This window comes from Brevundimonas sp. DW-iso22, assembly GCF_058725425.1.
Genome location: NZ_JBZXEB010000002.1, coordinates 134,229 through 149,397 on the forward strand (window position 1 = coordinate 134,229; position 15,169 = coordinate 149,397).

15 protein-coding genes and 1 tRNA gene are annotated in these 15,169 nt (G+C 63.1%); 6 read left to right on the top strand and 10 right to left on the bottom strand.

Annotation, left to right across the window (positions count from 1 at the left end; all coding sequences use genetic code 11):
- The first annotated feature begins 69 nt into the window (after window positions 1-69).
- The 4 genes from AC4PRM_RS00675 (at window position 70) to AC4PRM_RS00690 (ending at window position 2,752) form a co-directional block, all read left to right on the top strand.
- Window positions 70-903, top strand: coding sequence for a methyltransferase type 11 (locus tag AC4PRM_RS00675; RefSeq protein WP_492038420.1), 834 nt, complete (start codon window positions 70-72; stop codon window positions 901-903).
- 137 nt (window positions 904-1,040) lie between these two features.
- Window positions 1,041-1,634: a YfbR-like 5'-deoxynucleotidase gene (locus tag AC4PRM_RS00680; protein WP_492038815.1), complete on the top strand. Its 594-nt coding sequence runs from the start codon at window positions 1,041-1,043 to the stop codon at window positions 1,632-1,634.
- A 5-nt stretch (window positions 1,635-1,639) separates the two neighbouring features.
- Window positions 1,640-2,584 (top strand): NUDIX hydrolase, encoded by a 945-nt coding sequence (locus AC4PRM_RS00685; RefSeq protein WP_492038421.1) that lies wholly within the window; start codon window positions 1,640-1,642, stop codon window positions 2,582-2,584.
- Between the two features lie 78 nt (window positions 2,585-2,662).
- Window positions 2,663-2,752: transfer RNA gene (locus AC4PRM_RS00690), tRNA-Ser, on the top strand.
- A 25-nt stretch (window positions 2,753-2,777) separates the two neighbouring features.
- On the opposite strand, the gene AC4PRM_RS00695 is transcribed toward AC4PRM_RS00690, so the two are convergent.
- From AC4PRM_RS00695 to AC4PRM_RS00735, 9 genes are all read right to left on the bottom strand, one after another.
- The gene (locus AC4PRM_RS00695) at window positions 2,778-3,215 is read right to left on the bottom strand and encodes a Na+/H+ antiporter subunit G (RefSeq protein ID WP_492038422.1); all 438 of its coding nucleotides are present in this window, start codon (window positions 3,213-3,215) and stop codon (window positions 2,778-2,780) included.
- Complete coding sequence (locus AC4PRM_RS00700) at window positions 3,212-3,493, bottom strand: K+/H+ antiporter subunit F (protein ID WP_373255609.1); 282 nt, start codon at window positions 3,491-3,493, stop codon at window positions 3,212-3,214. The genes AC4PRM_RS00695 and AC4PRM_RS00700 overlap by 4 nt, the downstream gene beginning before the upstream one ends.
- Complete coding sequence (locus AC4PRM_RS00705) at window positions 3,490-3,981, bottom strand: Na+/H+ antiporter subunit E (RefSeq protein WP_492038423.1); 492 nt, start codon at window positions 3,979-3,981, stop codon at window positions 3,490-3,492. The genes AC4PRM_RS00700 and AC4PRM_RS00705 overlap by 4 nt, the downstream gene beginning before the upstream one ends.
- Window positions 3,978-5,519, bottom strand: a complete 1,542-nt coding sequence (locus AC4PRM_RS00710; RefSeq protein ID WP_492038424.1) for a monovalent cation/H+ antiporter subunit D — start codon at window positions 5,517-5,519, stop codon at window positions 3,978-3,980. Before AC4PRM_RS00710 ends, AC4PRM_RS00705 begins: the two co-directional genes overlap by 4 nt.
- On the bottom strand, window positions 5,516-5,866 hold the full coding sequence (locus tag AC4PRM_RS00715) for a Na+/H+ antiporter subunit C (RefSeq protein WP_492038425.1): 351 nt from the start codon (window positions 5,864-5,866) through the stop codon (window positions 5,516-5,518). Before AC4PRM_RS00715 ends, AC4PRM_RS00710 begins: the two co-directional genes overlap by 4 nt.
- Window positions 5,866-8,730 (bottom strand): monovalent cation/H+ antiporter subunit A, encoded by a 2,865-nt coding sequence (locus AC4PRM_RS00720; RefSeq protein ID WP_492038426.1) that lies wholly within the window; start codon window positions 8,728-8,730, stop codon window positions 5,866-5,868. The genes AC4PRM_RS00715 and AC4PRM_RS00720 overlap by 1 nt, the downstream gene beginning before the upstream one ends.
- Before the next feature lie 201 nt (window positions 8,731-8,931).
- Entirely contained in the window at window positions 8,932-10,236 is a 1,305-nt protein-coding gene (locus AC4PRM_RS00725) for a PQQ-dependent sugar dehydrogenase (RefSeq protein ID WP_492038427.1), read from the bottom strand.
- Complete coding sequence (locus AC4PRM_RS00730) at window positions 10,233-10,667, bottom strand: DUF2231 domain-containing protein (protein ID WP_492038428.1); 435 nt, start codon at window positions 10,665-10,667, stop codon at window positions 10,233-10,235. Before AC4PRM_RS00730 ends, AC4PRM_RS00725 begins: the two co-directional genes overlap by 4 nt.
- 104 nt (window positions 10,668-10,771) lie before the next feature.
- A complete protein-coding gene (locus tag AC4PRM_RS00735) occupies window positions 10,772-13,255 on the bottom strand; it encodes a membrane-bound PQQ-dependent dehydrogenase, glucose/quinate/shikimate family (protein WP_492038429.1) in 2,484 nt (827 codons plus the stop codon).
- A gap of 199 nt (window positions 13,256-13,454) precedes the next feature.
- Here AC4PRM_RS00735 and AC4PRM_RS00740 point away from each other — a divergent pair, with 199 nt between their 5' ends.
- Window positions 13,455-14,189 carry a cytochrome c oxidase assembly protein gene (locus AC4PRM_RS00740; RefSeq protein WP_492038430.1) on the top strand — a complete coding sequence of 245 codons (735 nt, stop codon included), beginning with the start codon at window positions 13,455-13,457 and terminating at the stop codon, window positions 14,187-14,189.
- Window positions 14,186-14,677: a CopD family protein gene (locus AC4PRM_RS00745; protein WP_492038431.1), complete on the top strand. Its 492-nt coding sequence runs from the start codon at window positions 14,186-14,188 to the stop codon at window positions 14,675-14,677. Before AC4PRM_RS00740 ends, AC4PRM_RS00745 begins: the two co-directional genes overlap by 4 nt.
- Here the strand turns inward: AC4PRM_RS00745 and AC4PRM_RS00750 are convergent.
- Window positions 14,647-15,165 (bottom strand): DUF2231 domain-containing protein, encoded by a 519-nt coding sequence (locus tag AC4PRM_RS00750; protein ID WP_373255618.1) that lies wholly within the window; start codon window positions 15,163-15,165, stop codon window positions 14,647-14,649. The genes AC4PRM_RS00745 and AC4PRM_RS00750 overlap by 31 nt on opposite strands.
- Window positions 15,166-15,169 lie beyond the last annotated feature (4 nt).

A 15,169-nucleotide genomic window follows, 5' to 3' on the forward strand; every position in this document is an offset into this window, starting at 1 on the left:
TTACCGCGATTTCACTGGATTCGCGGGCCAGCGGGCGCAGGATGCACCCAAGACCAAGGATATTCGACCATGATGGTTCGTCCCTTTCTGATCCCCACCGTCTGCGCCTTCGCCGCGCTGACGACCGGCTGCGACAACAATTCCGTCCGTATCTCCTCGACCCGGACAGTCGAGAATGACACCAGCGGCGTGCTTCGCGTTGTCGAAACCCTGCAATGCCCGCAGACACTTGGCAGCCTGACCCGCAAGGGTTCTGCCAGCGCACAGGGCACCGTCTGTACCTATGGCGGTCCGCGCGGAGCCGAGGTCATCCTGCATCTGGTAAGCCTTTCGGGCACCGATAGCACTGCAGCCCTGAAGACCTTCGAGGATCGTCTCTCCGCCTCCCTGCCCCAGGCTGTGGCCGGCATCCGCGCCCAGAAGAGCGCCACAGCCAGTGCCTCCGCCGAGGCGACATCGTCGAGCGGCGACAGCGCATCGATCCAGGCCCCCGGCGTCGATATCCAGGCCGAGGGCGACAAGGCCACCGTTCGCCTTCCGGGCATCAGCATCGACGCCGACGGCGAGGATGCCTCGGTCAACATCGGCGGCTTTCAGGTCGAGGCCAAGGGCGACGGTACCACCGTCGATGTTCAAAGCGACGACGGCGGCGACAGCGTCAGCGTTCAGGCCAATGACGCCGCCACCGTGGTCCGCACTTCTGCTGCGGGCAATGCCACCCGCGCCAATTGGATCCTGACCGACAACCGCCCCTCGGTCGAAGGCTGGCGACTGGTCGGTTATGAGGCACGCGGCCCGGCCGGTGGCCCCATCGTCGTCGTCACCGTCCGCTCCAAGGACCGCGAGGGCGGCGACGTCTTCGACGACGCCAAGGCACTGGTCACCCTCAACGTCGGGGAATGATCGCCAACAGCTTTGTCGGCCCCGGCCTTGATCCCGCGGCCCCGATGGGCCACCACACCGGGCCATTCCAGCAGGAAATCGCCTTGGCCGTCAGTCCCCGTTCCTCCGCATCCAAAGGGCCTCGCGCCTGGCAGCGCATGCTGTCCGGCCGCCGCCTCGACCTGCTCGACCCCTCGCCCTTCGACATCGAGATCGAGGACATCGCCCACGGCCTGGCCCGCGTCGCGCGCTGGAACGGCCAGACCATTGGCGAACACGCCTTCTCCGTCGCCCAGCACTCCTGCGTCGTCGAGGAGATCGCGGCCCATATCAAGCCGGGCCTCGAGCCGAAATGGCGGCTCGCCGCCCTGCTGCACGACGCCTCCGAATACGTCATCGGCGACATGATCTCGCCCTTCAAATCCGCGCTGGGTGTCAACTACAAGGCCTTCGAGGCCCGACTGGAAAGCGCCATCCACGTCCGCTTCGCCCTGCCGCCGAAATCGCCCCTCGCCATCAAGACCCTGATCAAGAAGGCCGACCGCGCCTGCGCCTATTTCGAGGCGACCCAGCTGGCCGGATTCAACAAGACCGAATCCCTCTCGCTCTTCGGAGCCCCGCCCGCCGGCTACGACCTGGTCATCGAGCCCCTGCCAGCCCCCATCGCCCAGGCCCGCTATCTGGAGCGCTACCGCATCCTGGCCGAGGCCACCGGTCTGAGTCCCGGGCCCGACGCCTGGCACACGGAATAGGATCGATGGCCGCTCAGGACGAACAGGGCGTTCGCATCGGTCTGTCGGCGGTCGTCATCGCCGTTCGTGACCGCACCGCCTGCGTCCTGACCGTCACCGGCGACGACGGCCTGACCGCCCTGCCCTTCGGCCCCTTCGACCCGGTTCGTGATCGCACCTTCGAACGGGCGCTGCGCGATTTCGTAACCGACCAGACCGGCTTTCGTCTCGGCTTCGTCGAACAGCTCTACACCTTCGGCGACCTGGGCCGCGCCAGCCCCCGCGCCACCCCCGGCCCCGAACGCCGCCGCGAAGTCTCCGTCGGCTATCTGGCTCTCACAGCCGACGCCGTCGACGCGCCCCCACTCGACGAAGCCCGCTGGACACCCCTGCTGGACATTTTCCCTTGGGATGATCGCCGCGACGGCACCGCCGCCTGCCTGCCGCCCCTGATCACGGCCCTGAATGACTGGGCCGCCACCGACCCGCGCCGCCAATCTCGCGTCCAGACCCTGTTCGCCACGACACCGCCACATCGCTGGAACGAAGGCCGCGTCCTCGACCGCTACGAACTTCTCTACGAAGCCGGTCTGGTCGCCGAGGCCGATCGCGACAACGACCGCCGTGTCGCGGCCACAGCCTCTGGCCTCCCCATGGCCTCCGACCACCGCCGCATCCTCGCCACCGGCCTGGGCCGACTGCGCAGCAAGCTGAAATACCGCCCCGTCCTGTTCGACCTGATGCCCGCCACCTTCACCCTCTCCGACCTCCAGTCCGCCGCCGAAGCCATCGCCGGACTATCGCTGCACAAGCAGAATTTCCGGCGCGGGGTCGAACGCACCGGCCTGGTTCAGCCCACCGGCGTGATGTCCTCGGCCACCGGCGGCCGCCCCGCCGAACTCTTCCGCGTCATCGACGGCGACCTGACCGGCGGCGACACGCTCGGTCTGCCACTTCCGGCGCAACGCTGACGGTTTTTCCCGCTTGCAGCCCGGCTCCCGCCCGACTAGAGAAGCCCCTCGCTCGACCAAGCGTACTTACGGCCCCGCGGAGAGGTGGCAGAGTGGTCGAATGTACCGCACTCGAAATGCGGCGTGCCTTTACGGGTACCGTGGGTTCGAATCCCACCCTCTCCGCCACCGGCTTCGTTCACACCGACAACCGCTAAAAGTCTGAAGCCGCGTCGCGTTGACCCTGTTTGGTCAATGGTTTTCCCTCGTCGGCCCCCATGAAGGTTGCCCAGTCCGAGCCGGTACCAGGCGAAGGAAGCCCGTCGATAATGTGGTCCGATGGGTTGGCGTCGATTCCGCGGCCCTGCCGATGGATGTGGGATTTGGCAATCATGTTTGCCGACACAGGTGCCGTCAGGAACAGAAACAGGGCGATCAGCAGTTCGTGCGCCGAGTACGTACCGCCGAAGACGGGAAAATAGATCATCGAGGCAATCAGACAGGCACCGACCCCCAGAGTGGTCGCTTTCGTCGGACCATGAAGCCGCGTCATCAATGACGGCAGCTTGGCCAAGCCCCACGACCCCACGAGTATGAACAGTCCGCCGGTGACCAGAAGCAGCGAAATGGCGAGTTCTGCGATCAGGTTCATTCGACGATGTCTCCTCGCAGGAGGAACTTGCAATAGGCCACAGTGCCCACGAACCCGACCATGGCCAGCAGAAGCGCGGCTTCAAAATAGGCCGAGGTCGCATAGGCGATCCCGAACAGGACGATCATCGCAATGGCGTTGATGGTCAGGGTATCCACCGCCAGGATGCGATCGGCCGAAAGCGGGCCGCGCCACAGGCGGAACAGGTTGAGCAGGATCGAAAGGCTGACGCAGATGAAGGCGAAGCCGAGTGCCACGGGCAAGATCGATCCGGTCATGGGAAAACCTTCAGCAAGCGGGCCTCGTAGCGGCTCTTGATGCGTGCGACCTCCGCCTCGAGGTCGGCGACATCAATGGAGTGAACAAGCAAAGCGCGACCGCAGCCGGAGATGTCGCTGGAGACCGTACCGGGCGTCAGGCTGATAGTACCGGCCAGTGCCGTGATGGCTTCTGGCGAACGAAGCTCCAGCGGGATCACGAGCCACTGGGAGCGAAGATCCCGATTACGGCGCGTCATGATCAGCCACGCCACCTGAAAATTGGCGATCAGGATGTCGAACAGCACCACGCCAATATAACCGATCATGTCCCGCCCAAAGCGAACCTTCGGTCGATCAGGCCAGAAGCGGCTTGTGACAAGAGGCACCAGCACCCCGAACACGATCGCCAGAAACAGGGCCCCGAAGGTGAACGCGTTCACCAGCAGCATCCACACGACGACAAGCATCGCGCTCAGGCCGGGGTGAGGCAGAAGACGGCGGATCATCGGCGACCTCCGGACTGCGGACCCAGGACGGCCTCGATATATTGGTCAGGCGAGAACAACTGGCCCGCCGCCGCCGCCGTGTAAGTCGTGACAGGCCCGGCCAGCAGAGTCAGACCCGCCAGCATCAGCAGAAGTGCCCCCGCCGCGGCGACGCCCCCACGTTTGCCGCGCAGGGCCCGCAAAACAATCTCGCCTTCGACCGTCGTGCTCTTCCAGAAGATCGCGCTTCCGGCGCGCGCGAACGCCAGGACGCCCAGAACCGTGGTCGTCAGGATGACGGCCCAGATCCACACCGCCTGCGGTGAGGCCCGTACACCGTCGAGGATCAGCAACTTGCCGACAAAGCCCGAAAGGGGCGGCAACCCGACCGTGGCGATAGCTGCAAGGAAGAACAAGCCCGACAGGATTTCGAACTGGCTGAACCTCGGGGCCAGGGTGATGGCGTCTGCATGCTCGGCGCGTCTCTGGGCAATCAGGTCGACGATCAGAAACAGTGCGGCCCCGGCCAGGGTCGAATGCAGGATATAGTAGAGTGACGGACCCATCGACTGGACGGTGAAGACGGACACGGCACACAGCAGCGTGCCCATGGAGCCGACAACGGCCCAGGCCGCCATACCGCGCAGGCTGCGCGCCGCGAATAGCCCGACGAACCCGATCACGAGAGTCACGAGCGCGGCCGGTAGCAGCCAGGGACCAGCGACATACGCCAGGCCACCTGCGTCCTCGCCAAAGATGAGAGTACTGGTGCGGATAATGGAATAGGCCCCGACCTTGGTCATGATGGCAAACAAGGCGGCGACCGTTCCCGTCGCCGCCGCATAGGTACCCGGCAGCCAGAAATGCAGCGGCACGACCGCGGCCTTGAGGGCAAAAACTGCGGTCAGCAACAGACCGGCAGCGGCTATCAGCCCCTGATCACCCGGCGGCGCGGCCGCCACACGAATCGCCAGATCGGCCATGTTGAGGGTTCCGGTCACGCCGTACAGCAGTCCGACCGCCACCAGGAACAGGGTCGAGCCGACCAGGTTGATGATCACATACTGCACCCCTGCCTTCAGCCGCTGCCCTCCCTGGCCATGCAGCATCAGCCCATAGGAGGCGATCAGCAGAACCTCGAAGAAGACGAACAGATTGAACAGATCGCCGGTCAGGAAGGCCCCGTTCAGCCCCAGCAACTGGAACTGAAACAGCGGATGAAAATGCCAGCCCTTGCGGTCCGTGCCCGTGCTGATCGCATAAACCAGAACGACCAGGGCGAGGACGGCGGTCAGCAACACCATCATCGCAGAGAGCCGATCAAGGACCAGGACGATGCCAAACGGGGCCCGCCAGTTGCCCAGCGCATAGCTCTGGATCGTGCCACCATTGGCCTCCACGACCAGAACGACGGCCACGACGATCATCGCCAGGCACGATCCGATCGCGGCGAACCGAGATAAGGTCAGCTTATGGCGCAGGAACAACAGAATGCCCGCCCCCATAACGGCAGGCATGATGACGCTGGCAACGACCCAGTATGAGACGATCAGGCTCACTGGTCGCCCTCCGCATCTGGCGTGCCGTCGACCCGGTCAACGCCGGTTTCGAGATAGCTGCGCAGTGCCAGGACGACCACAAAGGCTGTCATGCCGAACGCGATGACGATGGCCGTCAGGACCAGGGCCTGAGGCAAGGGGTCGGTATAGCTTTCAGCCCCCTTGTCGTAGAGCGGGGGCTGGTCGATCACCAGTCGCCCCATGGCGAACAGGAAAACGTTGATCGCATAGGACAGAAACGCCAGTCCCAGCACGACCGGAAATGTCCGTCGGCGAAGAACCAGATAAACACCGGCGGCCGTCAGAACGGCTATGGCCGAAGCCACCAGAAACTCCAGACTGATCATCACTTCGCCTCCCTGGAGGCCGCTTCTGTCCTCGCACGGGATGGATCGACATCCATGGCCTCGTCGGTCGTGAGGGGGGGCTGCTTCTCTGCGCTCTGGGCGACCTGGGACAACTGCGCCAAAGCCAGGATGACCGCACCGATCACTGTCAGGGCCACTCCAACGTCAAACAGCATGGCCGTGGCGAGTTCGAACGTGCCGATGACAGGCAGGCTGAAATAATCGAACGCGGTGGTCATGAATGGGGCCCCGAAAAGCAACGACCCCAGACCTGTCGCCGCGGCAACCAGTACACCCAGACCAATCAATGTGTGATGGTCCGCACGCAGACGCTGTGCTGCGAACTGATAGCCCGACGCCATGTATTGCATGAGGATGGCAATGGATACGACCAGGCCGGCGATGAAGCCTCCACCCGGCTGGTTGTGGCCCCTCAGGAAAATATAGAGCCCGACCATCACGGCCAGGGGCAGCAGAAGACGCGTGGCGACCACCAGCATCATGGGATGATGCTCGGGCGAACGCGGTGTATCGGGCTGCCAGGCAAGGATCCTGCGCCCGCTGGCACCATTGCCTGCGGTCTCCAGCAAGGAGAAGATGCCCAGGGCCGCAATGCCCAACACGATGATTTCGCCGAAGGTGTCGAACCCGCGAAAATCGACCAGAATGACGTTTACAACATTGGTGCCCCCGCCGCCGGAATAAGCATTTTCCCAGAAGTAGCTAGAGATGCTGCTCAAGGGACGGGTCATCACGGCCCAGGCCGCGCCGCCGACACCAAGCCCGCACATCACAGCCAGCAGGCCGTCGCGGATGCGACGGGGCAGACCACTCTCTCGTGGGCTGGTTTTGGGCAGCAGGTTGAGCGCCAGCAACATCAACAGGATGGTGACCACCTCCACTGAAATCTGGGTCAAGGCCAGGTCCGGCGCAGACAGGTGGACGAAGCCAAGCGAAATCACGAGGCCGACGATGCCGATATAGATCAGCGACAGATACCTGGCCCTGTGGTTGACCACGACCAGAACCGTGGCGGTAATCATCGTCAGCCAGCAAACGATGGCCATGGGCGATGCTGCCGTCGTGGGTCGTTCCCCGCCAACAAAGTCGAACCCGATAAAGCCGGCGAACCCGACGACAAGAGCGGTGCCGATAAACATCGCGATATAGCGTTCGAGCGACCCGTTCTGGGTTTGCGTCGTGAACGCCACCATTGTTGCGGTCGTGCCCTCGACAGCTTGATCAAAAAGCCGCTTGGCATCCGGTAGCGGCAGAGCCTGCCAGACACCTGCGATCTGCCGATGTGCACTCAGCACAACCAGGCCGAGGCCGATGGCCGCGACGCTCATGAAAAGAGCGGGGGTCACCCCATGCCAGAGCGACAGGGAATAATAGGGAGTGTCCCCCCCAATGACGGCCCGCGACACCTGTTCCACCAAAGGTCCGGCCACCACTGCAGGGAACAGGCCGATCGCGACGACCAGGGCAACCAGGACCGCCGGCGGGCCCCACAAGCCCACCCCGGGATCATGGGGTGCCTTCGGATAATCGTCGCGCCTCTTCCCGAAATAGACGTGCACGATGTAGCGGAACGAATAGGCCACCGAGAAAGTCGCCCCTAGGGTCGCCAGGGCCGGCACCAGCCAGGGCTGGCTCCACCAGACGGTGTGGGATGCCTCTTCCAGCATCATCTCCTTGGAAATGAAACCGTTGAGCGGCGGAAGGCCAGCCATCGACAGGCCCGCCACCACCGCCAATGTGGCCGCGATCGGCATGAGGGTCGCAAGCCCGCCCAGCCGCCTGATATCGCGCGTCCCGGTTTCGTGATCGACAATGCCGGCGTTCATGAACAGAGCCGCCTTGAAGGTCGCATGATTGATGATGTGGAAGACACCGACCACAGCGGCCATGGGCGTACCGAAGCCGAACAGCATGGTCAGAAAGCCCAGATGGCTGATTGTAGAATAGGCCAGCAGCCCTTTCAGGTCGTCCTTGAACAGCGCCACAATCGCCGCGAATACCATCGTCACCAAGCCCGTGGTCGCGACCAGATAAAACCAGGCATCAGTGCCCGCCAGCACTGGCCAGAGCCGAGCCAGCATGAAGATGCCCGCCTTCACCATGGTCGCCGAATGCAGATATGCGCTGACCGGCGTCGGCGCGGCCATGGCGTGCGGCAGCCAGAAATGAAACGGGAACTGGGCCGATTTGGTGAAACAACCACCCAGGATCAGAAGTAGCGCTGGCAGATATAACGGCGACGCCTGGATCACATCGCGGTTCTGAAGAATTACAGTCAGGTCGTAGGACCCTGCGATGTTGCCGAGGATCAGCAGTCCTCCAATCAGCGACAGCCCACCGGCACCCGTGATGGCCAGCGCCATGCGTGCTCCCTGTCGACCTTTGGGCAGGTGCCGCCAGAAGCCGATCAGCAGAAATGACGACAAACTCGTCAGCTCCCAGAAAATCAACAGCAACAGGATGTTGTCGGACAGGACGATGCCCAGCATCGCTCCCTGGAACAGCAGCAGGTAGGTAAAGAACCGACCCATCGGATCGGCCTTGGCCAGATAGAAGCGGGCATAAACGATGATCAGCAGGCCGATACCCAGGATCATCCCCGCGAACATCAGACCCAGCGCATCAAGGAAGAAGTTGAGGTTCAGCCCGAGCAGCGGAATCCAGTCGACCTGAACCTGCACCGTCTGGCCCGCCATCACGGCGGGAGCCAGAACACCGAGGATCGCCAGCGCGCCCAGTGTCACGGCTCCCGCTGCCAGCGCGCAAGCGTCGCGTCCGGCCCGAATCGCCAGCGCGGGGGCTATCGCTCCGATCAAAGGTAGAAAGGCAAGCAGAAGCAGCAAGAATCGACCTTCTCGGCGGAAATGATCTGAGTGAAGCCGCGTCCATCGCGCGCTACCTTGACCTTACCGGAGCGGGCTGGCCGCGACGACCCCCTGTGCTCAAAACTCACAGCGTGAGGCACGTCGCATGCTGTTCTGGAACAGAAGACCGGGAGTTGAGCTCACCCGCCGCCGTAGACCTAAGCCGATCATACCAGACCGTCAGGTCCTTGGTGCTCCAAGGGCGACGCGCCACACCGTGTTCGACAGATCGTCTGCGACCAGCAAAATACGGCGAACAGGGTCAAAGACCACACCCACGGGTCGTCCTCTCGCCTGACCATCATCAGTCAGAAAACCGGAGAGGAAATCCACAGGCGGCCCACTGGGACGCCCATTGGCAAACGGCACCCAGACGACCTTGTAACCAGACAGATCCTGCCGGTTCCAGCTTCCGTGCTCCCCGATGAAAGCTCCCTGGCTGAAGGTCCCGCCGAAGCCGCCATCCGTCGCAAAGGACAGCCCCAGCGCCGCCACGTGGGAACCGAGCGCATAATCCGGCGCAACGGCTGTCGCGACCAGGTCTGGACGTTGGGGCCTGACCCGTGGATCGATATTCTTGCCCCAATAGCTGTAAGGCCACCCATAGAAGGCACCTTCGCGCACAGAGGTTAGATAGTCGGGGACAAGCTGCGGACCGATCTCGTCGCGTTCATTGACCACGGCCCACAAGGCGCTGGTCTGGGGTTCGATAGCCAAGGCCGTAGGATTGCGAATGCCGGTCGCCACCGTGCGACGTGCGCCCGTCACACGGTCGATGGCCCAGACCACGGCACGCTCTTCCTCCACCGCCATACCGCGCTCGCCGACATTGCTGTTCGATCCGATCCCGACATAGAGCGTCTGACCATCTGCGCTGGCGGTCAGCGACTTGGTCCAGTGGTGGTTGATACGCGAAGGGAGTTTGGTCAGCTCCGTCGCAGGAGCCGTGATCCTTGTCTGGCCCGCCTGATAAGGAAAGCTCAGCAGCGCATCCTGCGTGGCGACATAGAGGGTGCCATCCACGAAGGCGAGGCCGTAGGGGGCATCCAGATTGTCGATGAAAACGCTGCGTACCTCCGGCTGGCCGTCGTTGTTGGCGTCCCGCAGAAGGGTGACACGGTCACCGCTTTCAACCTGTGTATTGCCCTTCTTCTTGATCGATCCAGCGATCACATCCTTGGGCCTTAGCGGCGGTGCATTGCCGCCGCGTCCCTCGGCGACCAGAATGTCACCGTTGGGAAGCACCAGCATCTGGCGCGGGATGCGGAAATCCGTGGCCATGGCCGTGACCGTAAAGCCGGCCGGTGCAGTCGGGGTCTGGCCGTTCCAGCCGGTCGGGCTGGCGATCTTCATCGGCGGTACGAGTGTTTCACGAACGCCAGGCAGATCCGGAGTGGCTCCGGTTTGATTCAGGCCAGGATCGCTTTGGCCGCAAGCCGCCAATGTCAGCAACAAGGCGCTCGCGCCCATCAACGAACGCATCATCGCGCGATCTCCCTGGAGATGGTGGGGGTGTAGGCCATCACACCGGCAACCAGGGCCAGAACCGTACACAGGATGGACAGGATGACGCCGAGGGCACCCACCGAACTCCATCCGTCCTGACTGTGTTTGAAGGCATTCACCAGGCCCAGGAGCCACATCGCCGCGAGGACGCCGAAGTAGATCAGTCGACGCGTTCTTTGCGGCGATCTCAGCGCAATGACCAATGATGCCAGCGCCCATGCCGCCGCTACACCGCCGAAGACCAGCGCGCCGACGATCAGCCAGGCTGCAAAGTTGGTCCACTGGATTTCTGCGGTCCGGAGGTAGGCGATGTCGGCCACCAGGCCCGCGCTGAATAGCGCGATGGGAAAGGCCAGGACGAGAGAATGCACGGTATGAAATCCTCGCTCCGCCGCAATTTCCAGTCTCATCGTCGCTCCTCGGGCCATGTGTGGGGTGACACATCTAATCCCCCTGACCCGCAATGGTTCATCTCGGGTTCATCTCGCTCATGTGGGCAAGGGCACAGAGTCGATCAGCCCGCTTCGGGCAGGGCATAGGCAATCACATAGTCGCCTCTGGGCGTTTCCATGAAGTGGTGCCCCCCCGCCATGATGACCAGGTACTGTCGGCCGTCCTGTTCATAGAGGATGGGGTTCGCCTGACCCCCGGCCGGCAGGACGTCCTGCCAGACCGTTTCACCGGTTTCGATGTCGATGGCGCGGATCAGATCATCAGTGGCTGCCGCGATGAAGATCAGCCCACCAGCGGACACCGCCGCCCCACCATTGTTCGGGGTTCCGATGTCGACCGGGAGCATGGAGGGAATGCCGAACGGTCCGTTCTTGCGTGCTGTCCCGAAAGGTCTGTCCCACACCGTGCGACCGCTACGGATGTCTATGGCGCGAATGCCTCCATAAGGAGGCTGCTTGCACAGCATGCCTGTCGTGGCCATTCGCCAGCCGGCATTGACGTCAATCGCATATGGGACGCCAACCTGGGGGTCGCCGGCTCCCTCTGCCCCGCCGGAGACCGCGCGAGGATCACCATGAGGAAACCACTTTTTCCGATCCGCCTCAGCCCGTGGCACCAGCCGATTGAAGTTTGGCATGTCATTGTAATTGGCGATGATCCAGCCCTTGCGGGGCTCGATGGCCACACCGCCCCAGTCTGATCCGCCATTATAGCCGGGATACTGAATCCATCGCCGGCCACTGGTCGGCGGGGTGTAAGGCCCGTCATAGGCTGCCTGACGGAATCCAATGCGGCATATCATCTGATCGATCGGCGACATGCCCCACATGTCGCGCTCTCTCAGCCGAGGCTTCGCCAATGTATGGAACAGTGAGAAGGGCTGGGTCCGGCTACGTTCGGATGGCTCGACACCGCCCTGAGGCACCGGGCGTTCCTGCACGGGCGTGAGCGGGCGGCCGGTACGGCGATCAAGAATGTAGATGTCGCCCTGCTTGCTGGGCAGAAGGACGGCTGGCGTCGAACCCTGGGCCGATGGATAGTCGATCAGCGAAGCCTGGGAACCCAGGTCATAGTCCCAGACATCCTTGTGAACCGTCTGAAACGACCAGGCCGGGCGACCTGTGGCTACATCCAACGCGACCAGAGCTGTGGAATAGGCATTCTCGAGATCCGCGCGGTCGCCGCTGTAATAGTCGGCCGCAGAGTTACCCATCGGCAGATAGACCAGACCAAGCTCTTCGTCCCCGGTCGCTGTGGTCCACATATTGGGTGTGCCGCGGGTATAGGTCTGACCTTCTGGCGGCAGGGCAGTGATGTCCGGGCGCGTCATGTCCCAGGCCCACCGCAGTTCGCCGGTGATGGCATCAAAGCCCTTGATCACGCCTGATGGTGCGCTCCGATACTGGCCATCGAGCACCTGGTGACCGGTCACGATCACACCGCGGACAATGGTGGGCGCAGAGGTCATCGAGACCATGCCCGGAATGACCTCACCCATCCCGGTCTTGATGTCGACGGATCCATTCTCGCCGAAATCTGCACATGGACGCCCTGTCGCCGCATCGACGGCAATCAGGCGACCGTCGAGCGTACCCTCGATGATGCGGGCGGCGCATGGCGTCGCTCCCGCACCCGCCGACTGACCAGAGGTGCTTGCAGGCCCTGTAGTCGTGGCCGTATCCGCTGTGGTCCGGACTACGCCGCCTGCTGCTGGCTGGCCCTGACCAGTGGTGGGCGTTTCATGATAGGCCACACCACGACAGGCTGCGGTATAGGGAATCCAGTCGTCGGAAACCTCGGGATCATAGCGCCAGCGCTGTCGACCGGTGCGGGCATCCAGAGCGATCAGAATGTTGCGCGCGCTGCAAAGATAGACCGTGTCGCCGACTTTCAATGGCGTGGTTTCGGCACCCCACTTTTCTTCAGGCAGGTCACCGGTGCGGAATGTCCATGCGCGTTCGAGCTGGCTTACATTGGCGCGTGTGATCTGTGTCAGCCCGGAGAACCTCTGGGCACCATGCGTGCCTCCATATGCGGGCCAATCCGCTCCCGTCGTCTCGCCGTCGGCATTGGTCAACGGCAGCCCGTTCGTCGCTGCAGGAGACATGGGCCGGTTAGCCTGCGCCACCGCTACGCCAAACGCAGCGACGCCGACGGTCAGCACAGCGGCTCCCAACCCTGCCATCTGCCAGCCTCGTCTCGCGAGGAGGACAGGAAGGCAAAGGACGACACCGAACAGAATGACTGTGGGGGCCACAAGACGCGGCACGAGCGCCCAGCCGTTCAGCCCGACTTCCCACAATGCCCAGGCGAAGGTGGCGATGAAGACGCCAGTATAGATCCATGCGCCCATTGGCCGAAGGCGAAACAAGAGCCAGCCCGAAACGACCAGACCAGCTCCGGCAAGTAGATAGTATGCCGATCCACCAAGCCCAATCAGCCAGCCGCCACCGACTAGAAGTGGAACTCCCAGAAGGAGCACCAGAATGCCGAATCCTCGGACCAACCACGCAGCCGCACCGGATTTCCGCGTCGCCTCGGCCATCTGAACCTCTCCCCTGCTCAGGCGCTAACGAGCCGCACTTCAGCAGGGTTCCAAATCGCCGCCAACAGGGCGCTCAACCTGGATGAAAGTCTGTCTCGCAGGCCAGGAACCTATGCGCTGTCGAGGGCTTGAATAGATCGGACTGTATCAACCCTTTCGGTATGCGCTAGGTTCGGCTCGTCTTGCAGACAGGAAGGCCATGCAGCCCGGTATTCCCATTGCCTATTGTGGTCCGCCCCCCCTTCCGTCCGAGATGGTGGCGAGTTGGAACCTTGATCCCTTGGTCCTCGCGGCCTTGGGCATGCTGGCGGCTGGCGGACTGTTGGCGCGCACCATTCCGACCTATCGCCGATCTGCGATCGTCGCTGCCGCGATCGTGCTGGCAATTGCCTTCGTATCGCCGCTCTGTGCCATGACGACGGCCCTGTTCTCGGCGCGAGCCATCCATCACATCCTGCTTTATGCCGTCGCCGCACCGTTGCTAGCCATGGCCTTCCCGTTCAGACGCCGGTTTCCGACATCGGCTGCATTCCTGGGCTCCACCGTGGTCCTGTGGGCCTGGCACCTGCCGGCTCTCTACAGCGCGGCGCTTTCCAGCACAGCTGTCTACTGGCTCCTGCAGGGGCTTCTTGTGTCCACGGCCTGGCTGTTCTGGAGCCGCCTCATGGATATCAAGCGCCCCGCTCTTTCCGCCTTGCCTGTGATTGCTCTAGGCGCGGGTCAGATGGGCTTGTTGGCTGCGCTGCTGACCTTCGCACCAGATCCGCTCTATGCAGAGCATCTGACGACCACTGCGGCGTTTGGATTGTCCGCGCTAGAAGATCAGCAACTGGCGGGTCTGGTCATGTGGGTTCCCGGCATGGCCGTGTTCCTTGTGTTGGCCCTGTGGCTGGGCCGGCGATCATGGTTCCAGATAAGCACAGGCCCGGCATGATCGTCGCCGTCAAAGCCCTGCACATCATCGCCCTGATCACTTGGTGCGCTGGCCTGATCGTGTTGCCGCTGCTGCTTGGCCGGCATCGCGCTTCCGAAAGTCAGTCGACCTATGACCGGCTCCGCTACCTGACCCACTACAGCTATACGCGCCTGGTCACCCCCGCCGCCGTCGTCGCCATAGCCTCCGGCACCATCCTGATCTTCATGAGGACCGCGCTGACCCCGTGGCTGTTTGCCAAGCTGGTGGCGGTCGGCGCCCTGGTGTCACTGCACGGGCTGATCGGTCATACCGTGGTGTTGATGAGCGAAAGGCGCGGCGAGTATCAGCCCCCCTCCCCGGTCCTGATCCTGGTCGGCCTGTTTCTCTGCATGGCCACCATCCTGGTCCTGGTCCTGGCCAAACCGATGATCTCGCCAGAAGCCTTCCCGGACTTCATGACCCAGCCCCTCGGCCGTCAGCTCCCTTTCGACGAGACCCCGATTTGATATTCGAACACGAGCTTTCCGCCATGCCAGCCCGTGAACCCGGTGAACCCGAGAGCAAAGGCGGAGAGAAGCACGCCAAAAGGCAGGACCGCTGCCTCAAAGCCCATCAGCCTCAGCCCCCAGTTTGCTCCCAGCAACGACAGAAGCATGACGGCAATCACGAAATGGGTCCAGCTTGCCGCCCTTGCCCTGATACCGGGTGCCCAGAGCAGCTCCACCGTTCCGGCAACACCCGCCAGAACCCCCATCAGAAAGCCCATACCCGCCGCCCACAGACCTGCCCTCGCCCAGAACAGATCGCCCGTGTACCAGTAAAGCAGATCGGCTCCGAAAGTGCAGGCACACAGCGCGACCGGAAACGCCACCAGCATGGCATGGATGGGATGGCCGGCGACCGCCACCTTGGATCCCGTCCGGTGGAAAGAGGGGTCTTCCGCAATGGGATCGACCAGGCGCTTCTCGGCACTGTCTTCAGGCAAACTGGTCATGAAG